This window comes from Micromonospora sp. BRA006-A (assembly GCF_033433935.1).
GTDB lineage: Bacteria > Actinomycetota > Actinomycetes > Mycobacteriales > Micromonosporaceae > Micromonospora > Micromonospora aurantiaca.
This window is the reverse complement of the sequence record NZ_JANCLW010000001.1, coordinates 4248430-4267849: the sequence shown is the minus strand read 5'-3', so window position 1 is coordinate 4267849 and position 19420 is coordinate 4248430. Positions and strand designations below refer to the sequence as shown.

The 19420-nt window shown below is 75.5% G+C and carries 13 protein-coding genes; 6 read left to right on the top strand and 7 right to left on the bottom strand.

What is annotated here, in order from left to right; genetic code table 11:
- Nucleotides 1-2 precede the first annotated feature (2 nt).
- Complete coding sequence (locus NMK34_RS19225) at nt 3-548, bottom strand: DUF4260 domain-containing protein (RefSeq protein WP_318334612.1); 546 nt, start codon at nt 546-548, stop codon at nt 3-5.
- Nucleotides 549-569: 21 nt separating this feature from the next.
- Here NMK34_RS19225 and NMK34_RS19220 point away from each other — a divergent pair, with 21 nt between their 5' ends.
- The 6 genes from NMK34_RS19220 to NMK34_RS19195 all read left to right on the top strand — a co-directional run bounded on the left by NMK34_RS19220 (nt 570) and on the right by NMK34_RS19195 (nt 15245).
- Nucleotides 570-1109, top strand: a complete 540-nt coding sequence (locus tag NMK34_RS19220) for a DUF1697 domain-containing protein (RefSeq protein ID WP_318334611.1) — start codon at nt 570-572, stop codon at nt 1107-1109.
- Nucleotides 1090-4227 carry a BTAD domain-containing putative transcriptional regulator gene (locus NMK34_RS19215; RefSeq protein WP_318334610.1) on the top strand — a complete coding sequence of 1046 codons (3138 nt, stop codon included), beginning with the start codon at nt 1090-1092 and terminating at the stop codon, nt 4225-4227. Before NMK34_RS19220 ends, NMK34_RS19215 begins: the two co-directional genes overlap by 20 nt.
- Nucleotides 4228-4344: 117 nt before the next feature.
- Nucleotides 4345-6060, top strand: coding sequence for a bifunctional 3-(3-hydroxy-phenyl)propionate/3-hydroxycinnamic acid hydroxylase (locus NMK34_RS19210; protein WP_318334609.1), 1716 nt, complete (start codon nt 4345-4347; stop codon nt 6058-6060).
- 343 nt (nt 6061-6403) lie between these two features.
- Nucleotides 6404-10660 carry an FG-GAP-like repeat-containing protein gene (locus NMK34_RS19205; RefSeq protein WP_318334608.1) on the top strand — a complete coding sequence of 1419 codons (4257 nt, stop codon included), beginning with the start codon at nt 6404-6406 and terminating at the stop codon, nt 10658-10660.
- Nucleotides 10661-10825: 165 nt separating this feature from the next.
- A complete protein-coding gene (locus NMK34_RS19200) occupies nt 10826-12859 on the top strand; it encodes a hypothetical protein (protein ID WP_318334607.1) in 2034 nt (677 codons plus the stop codon).
- A gap of 331 nt (nt 12860-13190) precedes the next feature.
- On the top strand, nt 13191-15245 hold the full coding sequence (locus NMK34_RS19195) for a S8 family serine peptidase (protein WP_318334606.1): 2055 nt from the start codon (nt 13191-13193) through the stop codon (nt 15243-15245).
- A 13-nt stretch (nt 15246-15258) separates the two neighbouring features.
- On the opposite strand, the gene NMK34_RS19190 is transcribed toward NMK34_RS19195, so the two are convergent.
- The 6 genes from NMK34_RS19190 to NMK34_RS19165 form a co-directional block, all read right to left on the bottom strand.
- Complete coding sequence (locus NMK34_RS19190; RefSeq protein ID WP_318334605.1) at nt 15259-16158, bottom strand: GlcNAc-transferase family protein; 900 nt, start codon at nt 16156-16158, stop codon at nt 15259-15261.
- Nucleotides 16155-17087 carry a hypothetical protein gene (locus NMK34_RS19185; RefSeq protein WP_318334604.1) on the bottom strand — a complete coding sequence of 311 codons (933 nt, stop codon included), beginning with the start codon at nt 17085-17087 and terminating at the stop codon, nt 16155-16157. The genes NMK34_RS19190 and NMK34_RS19185 overlap by 4 nt, the downstream gene beginning before the upstream one ends.
- Nucleotides 17088-17208: 121 nt before the next feature.
- Nucleotides 17209-18126 (bottom strand): hypothetical protein, encoded by a 918-nt coding sequence (locus NMK34_RS19180; protein ID WP_318334603.1) that lies wholly within the window; start codon nt 18124-18126, stop codon nt 17209-17211.
- Nucleotides 18123-18620, bottom strand: coding sequence for a type VII secretion system-associated protein (locus tag NMK34_RS19175; protein ID WP_318334602.1), 498 nt, complete (start codon nt 18618-18620; stop codon nt 18123-18125). The genes NMK34_RS19180 and NMK34_RS19175 overlap by 4 nt, the downstream gene beginning before the upstream one ends.
- Entirely contained in the window at nt 18617-19021 is a 405-nt protein-coding gene (locus tag NMK34_RS19170) for a type VII secretion system-associated protein (protein WP_318334601.1), read from the bottom strand. The genes NMK34_RS19175 and NMK34_RS19170 overlap by 4 nt, the downstream gene beginning before the upstream one ends.
- 20 nt (nt 19022-19041) lie before the next feature.
- Nucleotides 19042-19365, bottom strand: coding sequence for a YrhB family protein (locus NMK34_RS19165; protein ID WP_318334600.1), 324 nt, complete (start codon nt 19363-19365; stop codon nt 19042-19044).
- Nucleotides 19366-19420 lie beyond the last annotated feature (55 nt).

Below are 19420 nucleotides of genomic sequence, written 5' to 3'. Positions count from 1 at the left end.
GGTCAGCGTCCGTCGGTGGTGGTCCGGGCGCGGCGGGCCTTCCCGATCAGGCCGAGGTGGGTGTGCTCGAACCCCTCGCCCGTCTTGAGGCCGTATCCCAGGGCGCGGTCGACGGCGATGTGGAACGCCCATGCGACGGCCAGGACGCCGAGCCAGTCGATCCGGTCGCCGGACGCGGCCGCCGCCACGGCCACCGCGCCGAGCGCCGCCGGCAGCGTGTACGAGTGCGCCAGGTTGTAGCAGACGGCACCGGCGCGCGGCCCGCGCAGGTAGCCGAGCATGGACAGGTCGAAGACGAGGAAGAGGGCGAGCAGCGACCACCACGGGTACCCGGCCGCGACGGTCACGACGACGGCGAGGACGGCGACGACGGCGGCCTCGACGCGCTGCGTCGTGACGGGGTTGAGCTGCGGCATCTCCCACCTCGATGTCGGTGCCGGGGACCGGCGCGGAGGCGGCCGGCTCGCGCCGTCGGCCTGCCCGGACAGCGTACGCAGGCGACTGCCGGCCGGTGCGTCGAGGTCACTGACGTACCACGGTGACGCCACGGTCGGTTACCATCCCGAGTCATGGCGAGATACGTCGCTCTGCTGCGCGCGGTGAACATCGGTGGCGCCAGTTCCATGGCGATGGCGGAGCTGAAGGAGGTCTTCGTCTCCTGCGGCTTCGACCAGGTGGCGACCTACATCCAGAGCGGCAACGTGGTGTTCGGCTGCCCGGAGACCGACGAGGCCGCGATCCTGGCCGAGATCGGCCGGGGCATCACGCGGCGGTGGGGCCGGGACGTGCCGGTGCTCCTGCGCAGCCTGGCCGAGCTGGACGCGATGATCGCCGCGAACCCGTACGTCGACGGGCAGACCGATCTGACGAAGCTGCTGGTGACGATGCTCAGCAGCGACCCCGGCGCGGACAAGCAGGCGGCGCTCGCGTCCCCGCCCGGCGAGACCGGGACGCTGACGCTCGTCGGCCGGGACGTGTTCGTGCACGTGCCCGACGGGTACGGGCGCAGCAAGCTCGGCAACGCCTTCGTGGAGAAGAAGACGGGTATGGTCGGCACGACCCGCAACTGGCGCTCGGTGCTGAAGTTGCGTGAGATGGCGGCGGCCTGACCCGGCGCCGGACGAGACGGTCGTCGTCGAGGTGACGGTGCAGTTCCGGGTGCTGGGTCCGCCGGAGGTCGTCCGTAACGGCCGCGTGGTGCCCCTCGGCGGCCCGAAGCAGCAGGCACTGCTGGCCCTGTTCCTGCTGCGCCCGAACCGGTTCGTCGCCGCCGACTGGCTGGTCGACGCGCTCTGGGACGGACGACCGCCGGCCAGCGCCCAGACGACGCTGCGCACGTACGTCGCCGGACTGCGCCGGGCCGTGGAACCGCAACGGTCCCACCGCGAGCCGGCGCGCGTCCTGCGCAGCCACCCCCGGGGGTACGAGCTGCGGGTGGACGCCGACGCGGTGGACGCGGCCCGGTTCGGGGCCCTGGTCGACCGGGCGGCGGACGCGCTCGCGGGCGGGCGGCCGGAGTCCGCCGAGCGGACGTACACCGAGGCGCTGGCGTTGTGGCGCGGTGAGCCGCTGGCGGGCGTGGCCGACCTGGGCGCGGTGCGCCCGGAGGCGGCCCGGCTGGCCGAGCTGCGGGTCAGCGCCGAGGAGGGGCGGCTGACAGCGGCCGTCGCCGCGGGACGGCACGCGACCCTGCTGCCGGAGCTGCGCCGGTTCGTGTCGGCGCATCCGCTGCGCGAGGGCGCCCGGGCGCAGTTGATGCTGACGCTGTACCGGTCGGGGCGGCAGACCGAGGCGCTCGCCGTCTTCGACGAGGGCCGCCGGATCCTGGCCGGCGAGTACGGGATCGACCCGGGGGAGCAGATCCGGGCGGCGCACCGGCTGATCCTGGAGCAGGCCGTACCGCAGGACCGGAGCGGCCCGGCGGCGGCCGGACGCCCGGCCTCGCCGGAGCGCGACGGCGGCCCGCTCGTGGGGCGGGACGCGGAGCTGGACCGCCTGCGGGAGGCGCTGGACGCGGCGAGCGGGCAGGGCGGGCGGGTGCTGACGCTGGTGGGGGAGGCCGGCATCGGCAAGACCAGCCTCGCCGCGGCGCTCGGCGCCCGCGCCGCCGCGAACGGCGTCCCGGTGGTCTGGGGTCGCTGTCCGGACGTCGGGCAGGCGCCGCCGTTCTGGCTGTGGAGTCAGGTGGTACGCGCGCTGCTGGCGCTGCCGCACACCCGCGCCGCCGGTTCGGCGAGCCGGCTGGACGGGTTCGCCGCGGGCGCGCCGAGCGGACCGGGCGACGGTCGCGGACTGGACCCCACGGCACGGTTCCAGGTGTACGAGGCGGTGGCGGACCTGGTGCACGCGGCGGCCCGGGAGCGCGGGCTGCTCGTCGTCCTCGACGACCTGCACGCCGCCGACCCGGATTCGCTGCTGTTGCTGCGGTTCCTCGCCACCGCCCTGCCCGTGTCCCGGGCGCTGGTGGTCGCCACGCTGCGGCCGTACGACGACGATCCGGCCCTGGTGGCGACGGTGGCCGAGCTGGCGCGCGGGCGCGGCTTCGGTCAGGTCCGGCTCGCCGGGCTGGACGCCGCGGCGGTCGCCGACCTGGTCCGGGACCGCACCGGCGTGGCGCCGCCGGAGCCGCAGGTGACCCGGCTCGTGACCCGGACCGGCGGGAACCCGTTCTTCCTCACCGAGCTGCTGCGGTCCCGGGCCGACGCGGGTGCCGACGCGGAGCTGCCGCCGAGCATCCGCGACACGGTACGGCTGCGGCTGGCCGGGCTGCCCGCTGCCACCCGGCGCTGCCTCGACCTGCTCAGCGTCGCCGGACACGACCTGGACCTGGCGGTGCTGGCGGTGGCGCTGGACGGCACGGCCGAGGCGGTCGCCGAGGACCTCGCACCGGCCTACCCGGCCGCGCTGGTGGTCGAGACCGGGCCGGGCGCGCTCGCGTTCCGCCATCCGCTGATCGCCGAGGTCACCTACGCCGAGCTGGTCCCGCCGCGCCGGGCCGCGCTGCACGCCCGGCTGGCCGCCGCGTACGCGCGGACCGCGGGCACCGCACCGGCGGAACTGGCCCACCACTACGGCGAGGCGATCGGGCTGGGCCACGGCGAGGACCACCTGCGGTGGTCGCTGCGCGCCGCCGACGACGCCACCCGCCGGGTCGCCTACGAGGACGCCCTGGGCCACCTGGAACGTGCCGCGCTCCGGCTCGCCCCCGCCGCACGGGCGTCGCCGGACGCGGCGCACACCGAGCTGACCGTCCAGTTGCACCGCGCGTCCCTGCTCCAGATGACAGTGGGCGTCGGCAGCGACGCGGTCGACCGGGTCTGCGCCCGGGCCCGCGAGCTGCTGACGCTCGTCGGGCCGGACGCGGACATCCGCCACGCGCTCTGGGCGCTCGGTGAGCTGGCCGCCAACCGGGCCGAGTTCGCGATCTGCGCCGACCTCGCCGGGCGGCTCGTGCGGGCGCCCGACGACGGCAGCGGGCTGATCGCCGTCGCCGGGGAGTACCTGCTGGGCGCGGTCGGCTACTTCACCGGCCGGCAGGCCGACGGCGAGCGGCGGCTCACCGCCGGGATCGAGCGGCTGCGTACCGTCGACCGGACGCTGCTGCGCCGCGAGGTGGGCCGGCGCCCGGTGCTGGCCTGCCACAACTTCCGGGCGCTCGTACGCTCGATGCGCGGCGACCCGGCCGGCGCGTGGGCGGACATCGCCGCCGCGGAGGCCCTCGCCGAGGAACTCGACGACCCGTACGGCCGCGCCAACGCGGCGCTCTACGCGGCCTGGCTGGCGATGCAGGAACACGACGTGGCAGCGGCCGACGCGGCGGGCCGGCGGTGCCGGGACATCGGGCGGGACACCGGTCTGCCGCACATGACCGCTACCGGGGCGTACTTCCTGGAGTGGGCCGCGGCGCGCGGCGGCGACCACGGCCGGCTCGACGCGATGCGCGCCGCCGCCGACGAGTTCTACCGGCCCGGGCTGCGGTCCACCCGGACCATCACGCTGTGCGCGATGGCCGAGGCGTACCTGACCGCCGGTCGTCCGGAGACCGCGGCGACGCTGGCCCGGGAGGCGCTGGCGGTGGCGGACCGGGTCGGCGAGCGCGTCTTCGTCGCGGAGCTGCACCGGATCCGCGGCGCGGCCCGGCGCGACCGCGCGGAGTGGGACCTCGGCGCGCGGATCGCCGCCGACCAGGGCGCCGGGCTGCTGCTGCCCCGGTTCGCCGCGTTCTGACCGGCGTGGAGGCCCGCCTCCACGCCGTCTCCACATCCCTTCCACACCGGACTGGTGCCCTGACCGGTGCCGGGCGGCGGTGAGCCGTCCGGGACCACGTTCCGAAGGGGCACCAGGATGGAATCAGTTCAGCCGCCGGCTCACCAGGAGGTCCAGGAGGTCGAGGTCGCCGTCATCGGCTGCGGGCCGGTGGGCGCGCTCACCGCCAACCTGCTCGGCGCCCGCGGCGTCACCACGCTGGTCGTGGAGCGCAGCGCCGCGCCGCACGGCCAGCCGCGGGCCTTCTCCTGCGACGACGAGGCGTTGCGCATCTACCAGCAGGCGGGCCTGCTCGACGAGATACGCGACGAGACGATCGCGCCGCCGCTCGTCGAGTACGGCAACGGCGCGGGCCGGGTGTTCGCCCGGATGAGGCTGTCCGAGACGGACTTCGGGTACGGGCATGCGCCGCTGCGCTTCTTCGACCAGCCGCGACTGGAACACACGCTGCGCGCCGGGCTGGACCGCTTCCCGCACGTCCGGCTCGCACTCGGTACCGAACTGGTCGGCCTGACCCAGGACGAGGACGGCGTGACGGTGCTGCTGTCCGACGTGGTCACCGGGCAGCGGCGGGCGGTCCGCGCCCGGTACGTGCTCGGCTGCGACGGCGCCCGCAGCGCCACCCGCGCCGCCGTCCGGATCCCGCTGTCCGGAGCGAGCTACGCCGAGCCGTGGCTGGCCGTCTCCGGCGACGTGCCGCCCGACGCGGTACGCGTGCCGGACACCACGTTCGTCTGCGACTGGCGGCGCCCGGCCTTCGTGTCCCCCGGCGCGGCCGGCAGCTACCGGATGGAGTTCATGCTGCGCCCGGGCGAGACCGAGGACGAGATGCGGCGGCCGGAGACCATCGCCGCGCTCGTCTCGCCGTACGTCGACCCGGACCGGTTCGCCGTCACCCGCGCGGTGGTCTACACCTTCCACCACCTCGTCGCGCAGCGATGGCGGGAGGGACGGGTGTTCCTGCTCGGCGACGCCGCCCACCAGATGCCCCCGTTCATGGGCCAGGGCCTGTGCAGCGGCCTGCGCGACGCGGCGAACCTGTCGTGGAAGCTGTCGCTGGTGCTGTCCGGCGCCGCCGGCGCCGCCGTGCTCGACACGTACGAGACCGAGCGCCGTCCGCACACCGTGGAGATGGCGCAGACGAGCGTCCGGCTGGGACGCGTCTTCCTGGCCCGCAACCGGGTCACCGCCGGGGTGCGCGACGCCGCGCTGCGGGCGGTCCAGACGATCCCCCGGGTACGGCGGTTCGTGGAACGGTTCGAGTTCAAGCCGGTGCCCGCGTACCGGCGGGGCCTGATGGCCGGCGGACGGCGCGACGGCGTGGTCGGGACGATGTTCCCCCAGCCGCCGGTCCTCGTTCCGGGCGCGCCCGGGGAGCGCCTGCTCGACGAGGTGCTCGGCGACGGTTTCGCCGTGCTCGGCCGCGCCGGCGTGGCCGACCCGCTCGGCGCGTGGCGACCGGGGCTGCCGGCGCGGTTCGTCGCGGTCCACCCGTCCGGCACGCCGCTCGCCGACCTGCCGGCTCCGCCCGCCGGCCCACCGGCGACCGGCCGGCCCGACCTGGTCGACGTGGTGGACGCCGACGGGGTGCTCGGCGGGTGGCTGCGGCGGCACGGCGCCGACCTGGTGGTGCTGCGGCCGGACCGTTTCGTGTTCGCCCTGGTCACGGCCGGCGGCGTCGAGCAGGCCGTACGGGACCTGTCGGCCGCCCTCGGCGTACCGCCGGACGGAGACCGGACCAGGGCGGACACCTCGGGACTCGCGGCGGCCCCGGCAGGGCCCCCACCGTCGTGACCGCCTCGCCGGCCGGCGGTGCCGAGCCGGCTCGGCGTCCACCGCCGCGCGCAATCGTCTTCCCGACTCGACCGCCCGATGTGGCCGGACGGGCAGGGGGTTGTCTTGCGCGCGGGCAGAAAGATCCGGCACGCCGTAGCGCCGCCCTGGACCGCCGACCCTGTAGCCGGGCGTCCCCGGGGGACGAGACTCGTACCGGACCGGCGGTGCCCCGTGTGCGGCACCCGGCCCGGGCCGGCCGTCTCCCGGTCGACCCGATCGAGACCTCCCCCTCTCCTACGACGATCGTGCGTCGCCGTCCGGCCTCACGCCGGACGGTCGTGCGCGCGGAAAGGTGGCAGTGATGCGTTCACGAAGATCAGGCCGGTGGGCCGCCGCGACGGCGGCCGCTCTGGCGGTGGTCCTGCTCGGGCCCGGGGCGACGGTGCCCGGCGCCGCGGCACCGGTCCGGGTCGCCGGCCCGCCGGGAGCGGGCCTCGCCGCCGGCTGCGAGACGTTCGGGTTCACGGCCATGCCGGCGGTCGCCGGTGTCGCCGGGCCCCGTGACGTCGAGGCGGTCGACACCAACCAGAACGGCTTCGACGACCTGCTCGTCGCCTCGGCGAGCGGTGACGGCGACGTGCACCAGCTCATCGCCGTCGGCGACGGGACGTTCCGCACGTCGACGACGCCCGGCGGCCGGCCCGAGGTCTATCCCGTTTCGGGCACGCCGCGCCGCATCACTGTCGGCTACTTCAACCGGGACGCCGAACCGGACTTCGCCGCCGCCACCACCGACGGGGTGAGCATGTGGTACGGCAACGCCGGTACCGACCCGACGTTCGGGCCGGGCGGGCTCCTGCTGGACGGTCGTAGCGTGGCGGACGTCGCGGTGGCCGACTTCGACCGCGATCTGCGGCCCGATCTCGCCGCCGTCGACCCCCGGATCCAGTCCGATCCGGACGACGACCGGGTGCTGGTGTTCCGCAACCTCAACGGCACCTTCGACCAGCGGTTCCTCCTCGGCGACCAGCCGTCGTACGTCCGGCCCGACTTCCTCGCCGCCGGCGACCTGACCGGTAACGGCGTGCCCGACGTGCTGCTCAGCAGCTACGGGCAGGGCACGGTCTCGGTGATCCGTGACGGTATGAACAGCCCCGCGCCCCGGCTCGAAGGGCTGGGCGAGGCGTTGCAGCCGGCGATCGCCGACTTCGACCTCGACGGCCGGCTCGACGCGGCCGTGGCGATCCTCGGCGAGGACCGGATCCGGTTGTGGAGCGACTTCCGCGACCCGCCGTCCGGCGGCTTCCCGCCGGCGCCCCGGGAACTGCCGTCGCTGGACCTGGGGCCGCTGACCCCGGGACGCGAGGGCCCGCACGACGTGGACGTCGCCGACGTCAACCGGGACGGCCGTCCGGACCTGGTGGTGGTCGGCTACGCCAGCCGGGCGGTCTACGTCTTCCCCGGCAACGGTGACGGCACGTTCGGCACCCCGGCCGTTCTGGCGGCGGGCAGCCGGCCGGTGCAGGCGGCAGTGGGCCGGTTCGACAACAACCAGTCCCTCGACGTGGCCGTCCTGGACGAGGTCGACAACACCCTGCGCGTCTACCTGAACACCTGCACCGCACCCGGGCCGAACCTGACGGTGCACGGGGTGGAGGCCACCCAGGTCATCCAGGACCTGGGCAACTCCGTCGACCTGGTCGCCGACCGCCGCACCGTCGTGCGGGCGTACGTCGGCACCGACGCGGCGACGCCCGCGGTGACGGCCGCCCTGCACGGGTTCCGGGCCGACGGTACGTCGCTGGGCCCGCCGCTCGCCCCGGCGAACCCGGGCCGCCTGCTGGTGCCCGACCGGACGGTGCGACGCGGACAGCTGAGCGGGGGGTTCCTGTTCGAGCTGCCCACCACGTGGACGAGCGAGGGAGAGGTCAGGCTGCGGGTCGAGATCAACCCGGACCGCCGCGTCACCGAACCCGACTACCTGGACAACGTGGCCGAGCGCACGGTGCGCTTCCAGGCGTCCGAACCGGTACGCGTCAAGCTGATCCGGCTCGGTTACCAGCGCGACGGGCAGACCGTGCTGCCTCCCGAGTCCGACCTGGACCGGGCCGAGTCGCTGCTGCGGCGGACGCTGCCGACGAGCCGGCTGGAGGTCACCCGCGCCGACTACCGCACCGACGAGGCGTTCCCATGGATCGGCGACGACAGTTACTACCGCGACGCCTCGGACACGCTCTCGGTGCTGAACAACTATCTGACCGCGACGGCGGGGACGCGGGAACCCGGCGTCTACCACCTGGTCATGGTGAACCGGAGACAGATGGGCGGCCGGGCCGACGCCATCCCCGGATGGGTGGCGGTCGGCGGGTCGCACGATCCCACGATCATCCTGCACGAACTGGGGCACCTGCTCGGCGCGCAGCACGTCGAGTGTACTGACGACCCCGACGACGAGACCGGGCGGCGAACCTACCCGTACCCGCGCGGCACCATCGGCGGGCCGGACCCGGCGAATCCCCACTTCGCCGGCTACGACATCGGCGACTACTCGGTCGGGGCTCCGCGCCGGGTCGTCTGGGCGCCGGACACCAGCCCGCCGGTCGCCGACATGATGAGCTACTGCCGGAACAAGTGGATCTCCGACGACCTGTGGCGGCTGTGGCGCGACCGCGTCCAGAACCCGCCCGTCCAGCAGGGCGCGACGGGTGACCTGCTGGCACTGTCCGGCGCCGTCGGCGACGGTGACGGCACCCTCACCGGGCAGCGTCTGACCCGCACCACCGAGCGCCCGGCCACCACGCCCGGCCCGTACGCGCTGCGGCAGCTCGACGCCGCCGGGGCGACGCTCGCCGAGCACCCGTTCACCCCGGGGGCGGCCACCGAGCACGCCGCGACACGTCCCTTCCACGAGGTCGTCGACTTCGTACCCGGCACCCGCCGGGTGGCGCTCGTGGACACCCGCGCCGGGCGGAACCTCGCCACCCTCGCGGTGTCGGCGAACCCGCCCGTCGTGGCGCTGGCGGGCGAGGCGCCACCCGCCTCGGTACCGACCACCGGGCCGGTCACGGTGGGCTGGAACGCCGGCGACACCGACGGCGGCCCGGTCACCGCGAGCGTCCTGTACAGCGCGGACGGCGGCGACCGATGGCGGGTGCTGGCCTCCTGGCTCACCGGGACGTCGTACACGGTGGACGCCGCGCAGCTCGCGGGCACCGGCGGCGCGGCCACCGGCCGGCTGCGGGTGCGGGTCACCGACGGGGTGAACACCGCCGACGCGACGAGCGGCCCGCTCACCGTCGCCGGCAAGAACCCGGCGGTACGGATCACCGCTCCGATGGACGGCACGTTCTTCGCCACCGGGCAGACGGTCACGCTCGCCGCATCCGTCACCGACCCGGAGCAGGGTGACCTGGACGGGCCGGCGGTGCGCTGGACCTCCGACCGCGACGGCGACCTCGGCACCGGCGCCACCCGTACCCCGGGGCAGCTCAGCGAGGGACGGCACGTCGTCACCGTCACCGCCACCGACGCCGACGGCCTGCGGGCCACCGCGCGCACCGAGGTGACCGTGGGCCGGGTCCTGCCGGCCGGTGGCCCGCCCACCGCCGACGCCGGACCGGACCGGGCCGCCGTCGAGGGCGACACCGTCACCCTCGACGCGACCCGGACCACGGACCCGGACGGCGACCCGGTCACCCTGTCCTGGACGGTGCTCGCCCAGCCGGACGGTGGCGGGCTCGGCGGCGGCCTGCGGCTGGAGGGCCCGGCCCGCACGCCGTCGTTCCGCGCCGACCGGGCCGGCACGTACCGGCTGGAACTGACCGCCACCGACGCCCGCCACGGCAGCACCACCGACACGGTGACCGTCACCGTGGCGAACCGGCCGGTCCAGGTGAGCCCGATCGCGCTCGACGAGGAGCTGCGGGTGGCCGGTCCGGTCACCGTGCGGGCCACGTTCACCGACCCGGGCGTGCCGGACACCCACAGGTGCGCCGTCGACTGGGACGGCGAGGGCCCGGCCCCGGCCACGCCCGGCGTGGTCAGTGAGGACCGCAACGAGGGCGGCTGCGTCGCCACCGGCGATCTGCGGCCCGGCGTGCACGTCGCGCGCCTCACCGTGACCGGCGACGACGGCGGAACCGGGCAGCAGACGGTACGGATCGTGGTCTACGACCCGTCGGACGTGACGGTCGCCGGCGCCGGCGCGATCGTCTCACCGGCCGGCGCGCTCAGCGCCGACGTGGCCGCCACCGGGCCGGGGGAGTTCGCCTTCGTCGCGGGCCTGGTGAAGGGTTCACCCACGCCGTTCGGCGCGACCACCTTCCGGCTGCCGGGACGCGAGTTCACGTTCGCCGGTACGACACACGAGCGCCTGACCGTCGCCGGATCGGTGGGCCGGTACGGCGGCGAGGGCACGGTGAACGGCCGGCCGGGGTACGCGTACCAGCTCACGGTCTCCGACGCCCCGGACGGACGTGACGTGGACCGGTTCCGGATCCGGATCTGGGAGATCGACGGAGAGCGCGTCGTCTACGACAGCGGACGGGGCGCACCGGACGATCTCGACCCGGCGCACCTGCAACCGCTGAACCAGGGCCGCGTCGTGGTCGTCGGCTAGCCCGGTGCCCTTCCCGCCGTCCGCCGCCGGCACGAGGCGGACGGCGGGAGGCCGCGCCCGTCACACCACGGAATGCTTCGTGACCCGGCCGATGCCGGGGGCCTTGCCGAGATCCGTTCACGAGCGTAGGAAGAACACCACCGTCCGATGTCGAAGGAGACGCGCGTGCGTACACCCCGACGGCTCCGTCTCGCCGTGTCCGCGCTGGTGACCGCGTCTGCCGTGCTGTTCGGCTCCGGCGCCGCCGCGGCGCCGTCCGCACCTCCCGCGCCGGCCGGGCAGCGCTCCTGCGACCCGATCGACCCGGCGGCCTGCCTGCTGCCGTTCCCCAACGACTACTTCACCGTGCCGGACCGCAGCACGCCGACGGGCAAGCGGGTCCGGTTCGCGGCCTCCGCGATGCCCGCCAACGTGCTCGGCGTGCCGATCGACCCGGCGGAGTGGAACCGGCAGGACGGGTTCAGCCCCGGCTCGCCGATTTTGGCGCGCGTACCCGGCCTGGACGCCGCGCGGACCCGGATCGCGCCGGTCACCGACGTCGCGCGCTCGCTCGCGCCGGACGCGCCGATCGTGCTGCTCGACGCCCGCACCGGGCGGCGTACGCCGTACTGGGCAGAACTGGACGCGCACGCAGCCGGCAACCCGGACCGGCAGGCGTTGATCATCCGGCCGGCGGTGGCGCTGACCGAGGGCACGAGGTACGTCGTCGGCCTGCGCGGCATGCGCGACGGCGACGGCGTGCTCATCCCGGCGCCGACGGCGTTCCGCGCCTACGTCACCGGTGCCGGCCTGGACCGGCGTGACCCCCGCGCGCCGCAGATGAAGCGGATCCTCGCCGACCTGACCCGGGCCGGCGTCAAGCGGCACAGCCTCTACCTCGCCTGGGACTTCACAGTCGCCAGCCGGCAGGGGCTGACCGGGCGGATGCTGGCGGTCCGGGACGGCGCGTTCGCCGCGCTCGGCCGCCGCGCGCCCTCCTTCACCGTCACCCAGGTCACCGACTACACGCCCGAGCAGGACCCGCTGATCGCCCGGCAGGTCACCGGCACCGTCGCCGTACCGTCCTACCTGACCGGCGACGGCGGACCGGGCTCCCGGCTGCACTACGGGCCGACCGGCGGCGACGGCACCCCGCCGACGCCGAACGCGCTGCCCACACCGTCCGGCACGACGGTGGCGGCCGACTTCGTCTGCAACATCCCGCGCAGCGCGTCCGCCGCGAGACCCGCGCACCTCTCGCTCTACGGCCACGGCCTGCTCGGCCGGCCGACCGAGATCAACGCCGGCAACGTCAGGACCATGTCGCAGACGTACGACTTCACCTTCTGCGCGACGAGCTGGATCGGCATGGCCGCCGCCGACGTCCCGTACGTCGCGGGTGCCTTCACCGACCTCAGCGCCTTCCCCGCGGTGGCCGACCGGCTCCAGCAGAGCTTCCTGAACTTCCTGTTCCTGGGCCGGACGATGATCCACCGCAACGGGTTCGCCGCCCACCCGGCGTTCCGCGACGCCGCCGGGCGGCCGCTGATCGACGTGGCCGGCGGGCTGCACTACGACGGCAACAGCCAGGGCGGCATCAACGGCGGCGCGCTCACCGCCATCGCCCAGGACTGGACCCGCTCGGTGCTCGGCGTGCCCGCGATGAACTACTCCACGCTGCTGCAACGCAGCGTCGACTTCGCCCCGTTCCAGACCGTCATGGACGGCTACTACCCGGACCGGATCGACCAGCAGCTCGTCTTCGGCCTGCTGCAGATGCTGTGGGACCGGTCCGAGGCCAACGGGTACGCCCAGCACATGACCGGCCGGCCGCTGCCGGGTACCCCGGCGCACCGGGTGCTGATGCACGTGGCGTTCGGCGACCACCAGGTGTCGACCGTCGCGGCGGAGGTGCAGGCGCGCACCATCGGCGCCCGCCTGCACACCCCGGCGCTCGCCGGCGGCTGGTCACCGGACGTGCGGCCGTTCTGGGGCATCGCGCCGATCCGCAGGTACCCGTACGCCGGGTCGGCGATGGTGGTGTGGAACAGCGGCGCCACGTACGCGCCGCCGCCGACCAACCTGGCACCCGCCGGACCGGAGTACGGCGAGGACTCGCACGAGTTCCCGCGCGCCCAGCCCGGCGCCCAGCGGCAGAAGGCGGTGTTCCTGCTCACCGGCAAGGTGATCGACGTCTGCGCGGGCGGCCCCTGTCCGTGACGCGCTCGGCTCGGCGGGATCCGCGCCCGCCGTGCACCCAATGTCCTAGGACGCTCTAGAGGGTGTGCGGGCCGCGACGGCCGGCACACCGCCGAGCCTCGTCGTCCGGGGACGTCGGCATCTCATCGGGGATGCGCGGGCGTGCCGCCGCGGCCGTGTCCGGATCGTCCGGCGGCGCTTCGTGCATCGGGGATCCGCGATGCTAGCCTGCCCGTCTGGTATGGACAGTCTTCTCGACCGGGTTCAAGAGTGGATCGATGACGGATGGTTCGGACGCCCGGCGTCCGCGGCACCACGCGACGTCCGGGACCGGCACCCGGGGTGGCCGCCGATGACGCGTACCGCACCGGCTGTCATCGGGGCCGCGCTCGCCGCCGTCGTCGCGTCGGCGGTGCTCGCGCTGACGCCGCTCCCGGCGTCGGCGGCCCGCCCCGACGGTGACCCCGTCAAGTACTACACGGTCGTGGCGACCCACCGGGGCGAGCCGGAGAACCTCACCGAGATCGCGGAGCGGTTCCTGGGGGACGGCGCACGAGCGGCCGAACTGTTCGCGCTCAACAGCGGGCGGATCCAGCCGGACGGCGGCACCCTCACCGACGGCGCCCGGCTCCGGGCCGGCTGGGTGCTCGTGCTGCCGTGGGACGCGTACGGCAGCGAGGTCCGCCAGGGCGTGCCGCCGGTTGCGAGACCGGCGCCGGGTAGGTCCACGCCGGACGACGGGCAGCGCACCGCCGACGGTGACGCGGCTGCCCGCCCGCCGAAGGGGTGCCGCACCGTCGCGACGTCGCGCGCCACCTCGTCGTGGGCCGGTCCGCGCGTGGCCGCCGACCAGGCGTGGGCGCACAGCCGGGGCCGGGACCAGCTCGTGGCAGTCGTCGACTCCGGCGTCGCCGGCGGTCTGGCCGCGCTCGCCGGCCGGGTGACGACGGGCGTCGACCGGGCGACCGGTGGCGCCCGCGGTGACACCGACTGTCTGGGCACCGGTACGGCGATGGCCGGGCTGATCGTGGCGCAGCCGGTGAAGGGGTCGGCGGTGGCCGGCGTCGCGCCCGACGCGGCGGTCATGCCGGTCCGGGTGGCGGGCAGGACTGCCGGCGCCTCGGCCGCGGCCAGCGCGGCGGGCGTCCGGGCGGCGGTCGGCTCCGGCGCCTCCGTCATCGCGCTCGGGCCGCAGGTGGACCTCGGGCAGGCCGAGGTGGTGACCGCCGTCAACGAGGCGGTCGACGCGGGAGTGGTGGTCGTGGTGGGCGCCGCCGGCGAGCAGGACCCGGCGGATCCGGACGTACCGCTGCGCGACGCGGTGCTACGCGTGGGCGGGATCGGGCCGGACGGGGGTACGGCAGACAGCTACCGGTCCGGCGGCGTGGACGTGGTGGCGCCGGGCGTCGACGTGACAAGCCTCGGCATCACCGGCACCCGGCCGGTGACCGGCACCGGCACGCACCACGCCGTCGCGTACGTGGCGGGGCAGGTGGCGCTGATCCGGTCGGCGTACCCGGACCTCGACCCGGCGCAGGTCCGCAACCGGGTGCTGAGGACGGCGAAGACCATCGGCGGCGTCGCGCCGGAGATCGACCTGACCGCCTCCGTCACCGCCGTGCTGCCCGAGGAGACGCCCCGGGCGCAGGCGGCCGAGCAGACATCGGGCTCCACGGCCGGTATCGGCCGTCGGGCCGCGTTGCCGGCGCTCGCCGGGCTGGCGGCGCTCGCCGCCGTCCTGCTGGGCCTGCGCGCCCGCCGCCGGGCGGGAGCGGGCGACGGTGCCGGATCTTCCGGGGCGGCGCTCGCCGAGCAGGCCGGCCCCGGCCGGGCCTACGCCGCCCCGGCATCCGCCCGGCCGGCCGTCGCCGCTGCCGAGGACACCGGGCCCGGCGACACCGGGTCGACCGCCGGCGCCGTACCTGCTGGCACGACCTCCGAGGACACCGATCCGGGCGACACCGGGCCGGCCGTGACGGCGGCGGTGGCGGAGCTGAGCCGCGACCCCGCGCTGCGGCACCTGGCCGCCGACGAGGCGGGGATGGCGTACCTGGCGGAGACCCGGCCGGAGGCGCGCGAGAAGGCGCTCATCGGCCTGGTGCCGGGCATGGACGACGAGACGGTCGCCGCGCTGCCCGCGATGGTGACGGCGCTGCCCGGCACCGACGAGCAGGAACAGTCGCTCACCGGTGTCCTGGTGGACGTCCGGCGTCACCTGCGCGGCGATCCGCTCGCGCTGGACCGGGCGCTGGTGCGGGCCGGGAAGGTCCGGTGGCAGTCCCAGTACGACCTGGCCGAGCACGTGACGTCGTACGCGCGGCAGCATCCGGAGCTGGCGCGGCTCGCCACCGCCATCGCCGAGACCCGCTGGTCGAGCGGCGCCGGGGAACCGGCGCGGGGCACCTGACCAGACCGGCCGCTCAGAGCACCACCAGTTCCTGGGCCAGCATGTCGGTCCACGTGCGCCGGGTGAAGTTGCAGCCGGTGTGCGCCACGAACTGCTCCAGGGTGCGTACCGGCCCGATGCCGAGTCGGTCCACCGGCGGGGTGTGCAGCATGTAGAGCACCCGGCGGCGGCTCAGCTCCTCGTAGCGGGCCCAGTCGGACTCGACGTGGTCGCTCCAGTGCCGCGGCCTGTCCTGCCGGATGTAGTAGTGCCAGATCAGCACCTCGGTGGGGTGGAACAGGTCGTAGCCCCACGTGAAGGCGCGCAGGGCCAGGGTGATCTCCTCGCCGTGGAAGTAGATGCCCGGGTCGTATGGAACCTCGGTGACGAACGACCCGGGTGCGAAGAGGAACCCGGCGGCCAGGAACAGCGCCGGCTTGGGCGGTACGCCGGGCGCGGCACCCTCGATCAGACGCTGGCCGAAGACCGGTACGCCGACGTTCGTCCAGTCGTTGACGACGATCTCGGTGGGCGCGCCCGCGCCGGTGAACTCCTGATCGGGCTCGTAGCTCGGCGGGTACGCGGTCAGGACCGGCTTCGCCGCTCCGGTCTCGCGCGCCATCCGGATCATCCGTACGTCCCAGTCCGGCGCGAACCGGGTGTGGCTGTCCACCTGCAACAGCCAGTCCTCGCCGCGGTACCGCTGGAACGTCTTGTCCCGGGCCCAGCAGGCGCCGCGGCTGTCCCGGGCGTCGTACTCCCGCACGTCCACCTGCGGCAGGTCCCGGATGGCGGAGATGTCCTCGTCGCCGAGGTGCTGCCAGCACACCGTGATGCGGACGTCCTCCGGTTGCGCCGCCTTGGCCAGGCAGTCCAGCACCGTCGGCACCAGTTCCCGGTCCCGGTACGACGCGATCGCCACGAAGATCGTCACGCGTCCACCTCCGCCGGGACGAGGGCGTACGACTGGAACAGCAGCGCCAGCGCGCGGTGCTCGTCGGCGGGGTCGGTGGCCGGCAGCAGGTCGCCGCGCGACCGGATGTGGGCCAGCAGGTCCGGCTCGGGCGCCAGCCCGTACGCCTGGAGGTAGTAGGCGACGGACTCGGGCCAGAGCCAGCGCCCGTCGGTGCGGTAGGTCATCGGCACGACCCGGCCGCGTGCGGGCTCCACCACGTCGTGCCCGCGCGCGGTGGTGGCGAGCACCGGCGTGCCCGCGTCCAGGTACGCCGCCGCCCGTTCGAGGTCGGTGCCGGACAGCCGCTCCCGGTCCGGCGCGAAGCGCGCGCCGTCGTCGTCCACCTCGTCGAAGACGCGGGCGATCCGCAGCGGTCCGGTGTCCCGGCCGGCCCAGAGCAGCGCGCCGGACCGGCGGGCCGCGGACGCGTACGGCGGGAGCTTGTCGCCGGGGCGGTACACCTCGACCAGCGGCGCCGAGATCCCGGCCGCGGCCAGCGCCCGCATCACTGTCGCCGCCGTCGCGGCCTGCGGCCCGGCGGTCTCCAGCACGTAGACCGGCGCGGGCGGGATCACCGCGGCGGCCCACTCCGGCGCGATCCGCCATCCACGCCACAGCGCCACCGCGCCGGGCTGCTGCCGGGCCGCCGCGACCGCGACCCGGTCGGTGTCGTCCATCAGGCCGTCGCGGCCGGTGAGATCGGCCAGCGGCGGCACCCGCCCACCGAAGACACGCGGATTCGGTACGGCGGACGCGAACGTGAACGGCAGGTCGACAGGTCCGGGCGGCTCGGGGAGGGACACCGTGCCGGTGTCGGCGAGCCGGAGCCGCGCCTCGGCGAGCATGGCGTCCGGCACCCGGCCACCGAGGTGCAGCAGCGCGGTGTGCAGCTCGTCCTGCTCCGTCATTCCCGGCCTCCTCGCGTCCTCGTCGGCGGGCGCATTCGACCACGGCGGCAGCCGGGAGCGCCGGGCCGCGCGAGGGCTCGTGCCCGAGAAACACCGCGACCCGGGCCGTTCGTGCATCCGGTCAGAGCGCGCCCGCGCGTACCAGGGCGGCGAGTGCCCGGTGGACGGCGACCGCGCCGGCCGGTTCCGGTGGGTCGGCCCGGCACCGCCGCAGGTGCCACAGCAGACCCTCGTCGGCCAGCGGGCCCTCGTCGAGCAGCCGGTCGGCCACGTCGGCCGGCCAGACCCAGGCGCCGTCGGTGCGCAGGTGCGCGGTCAGGGCGGGCGCCGACCGCAGGTGGGTGACGAACGCGGCGACCTCGTCGTCGTCGACCGGCAGCCGGGCGTCCCAGCCGGCGGCCAGGCGTACCTCGCCGGGCGGCTGCGGGGCCCAGATCAGCGCGGACCGGGACCGGGCCGTCCACTGGTACGCGGGCAGCGGCAGGTCGGGCCGGTACACCTCGACCGGTGCGGCGTGCCCGGCGTCGGCGAGCGCCCGCTGCCCCCGGTCGGCGACGGCGGGCAGCTCGTCGTCGGGCACCGTGGCCTCGACCAGGTAGACCCGCACGGCGTCGACGGTGCCGTTCGGCTCCCGAGTGATCCGCCAGCAGCGCCACACCCCGGCGGTGCGCGCCGGGTCCAGCACGTCGAGCAGCGCCCGGTCGAGGTCGTCCACGGTGCCGCCGGCGGTCTCGTCCACCACCGGTGGCCCGTCCGTCGCGTACAGCGGCAGGTCGGCCGGCGGGAACGGGACGAACAGGGCCACCGGATCGGTGTCCACGTCCTCGTCCGCCGCCGGTCCGGGCAGCGGCGTATGCGGGGGCAGCAGCGCGGCGAGCGCCGTGATCTCCGCCGCGGACTGCGGGAACGCGCCGAGCAGCCCGGCCGCGCCGGGGCCGTGGTCGCCGCGGGCGAGCAGGGTACGCAGGCCGGCGAGGTCGTCGTCCGGGATCCGGCCCGCGGCGCGCAGGCAGAGCAGGTGCAGCAGGCCCGTGCTCACCGCATCGCCGCCGTCTCGCGCAGGAACGCGGCGGCCAGCCGGGCGGGCGCCGGGCCGCCGGGGTTGACGAGCACGACACGGTCACCGGCAAGGGCGGCCAGATCCGCCAGGTCCAGCAGCCGCCACCCGGGCGCCGGCACCGGTTCCCGGTGGGGTTCGCCGGTCGCCACCACCACGCACCTCTCGTCGTCGGGGGCGTGGACGACGAGCGGCCGCCCGTCGCCGTTCACCGCCAGGTGCAGGGTGGACGCGTGCAGCACCGCCCGCAGGTGCGCCGGCTGCGCCGTACCGGCCGCGACCAGGCGCAGCAGGGCGTCGAGCGGGTCGCCGGGGGAGTCCGGGAAGTGCCGGCGGTAGTCCGGGTTGCGCCGGAACTCGCCCACCTCGCCGTCGTCGCCGACCTGCCACACCCCGAGGACCGCCTCGAACGGCGGCGCGTCGTCACCCGCCGGCCACTCCGGGTCGAGCAGGAACACGAACTCGTCGTCGCTCATCCGCCCGTGTCCTCGTCCGCGTACCGGAGCGTGTGCCAGACGAGCGCGGCGGCCAGCCGTACCGGCTCGGGGCCGTCCGGGTCGACCAGGACGTCGATGCCGTCCGGCAGCAGTTCGGCCAGCTCGACCGCCTCGACCCGGCGCCACTCGGGGGCGAAGGTACGCGCGCGCCCCTCGGCCGTGGTCGCCACCGTCACGCACGGCTCGTCGTCGAAGGAGCGGACGACGAGCGGACGGCCGTCGACGTTCATGGCGAGGTCGAGCCGGGCGCCGCGCAGCGCGGACTGCACCTGCTCGATCGTGGCGTCACCGCGCATCATCCGGCGCAGCAGCACGTCGAGCGGCTCGGCGCTGTCGGTCATGGTTCCTCCAGGTGGCGGCGGCCCGCCGCGAGGGTTCACGGCGGGCCGCCCGTCCGGGCTCAGGCGAACGGGTCCGGTGCGGCCGGGACCGGCACCGCCGGCAGCCCCTCCCGTGCGGCGTACTCGTTGAGCCAGCGCTCCAGCGGCGGGCCGGACGGCGCCACCCACGGCTCGGCGCCGTTCTTCGGCACGACCAGCGGGCCCACCGCGAGCGCGTCCATGATGCTGCCGGTCTCGATGGCCCGGACCGTGTTGAACGGGTAGACCCAGCACCACTCGTACTCGGCCGGGGTGTCCGGGGCGAGCAGCGTCAGCGGCTGCCCCGGGTTCTCCAGCCCGCGCAGCGCGGCCTGCGCCCGGTTGCGGGCGTCGTCGGCGTTCATCGGGTTGTCCTTCTCTGTCGATGGTGGTCGGACGGATGCCCGCCCCGGCCGCCGT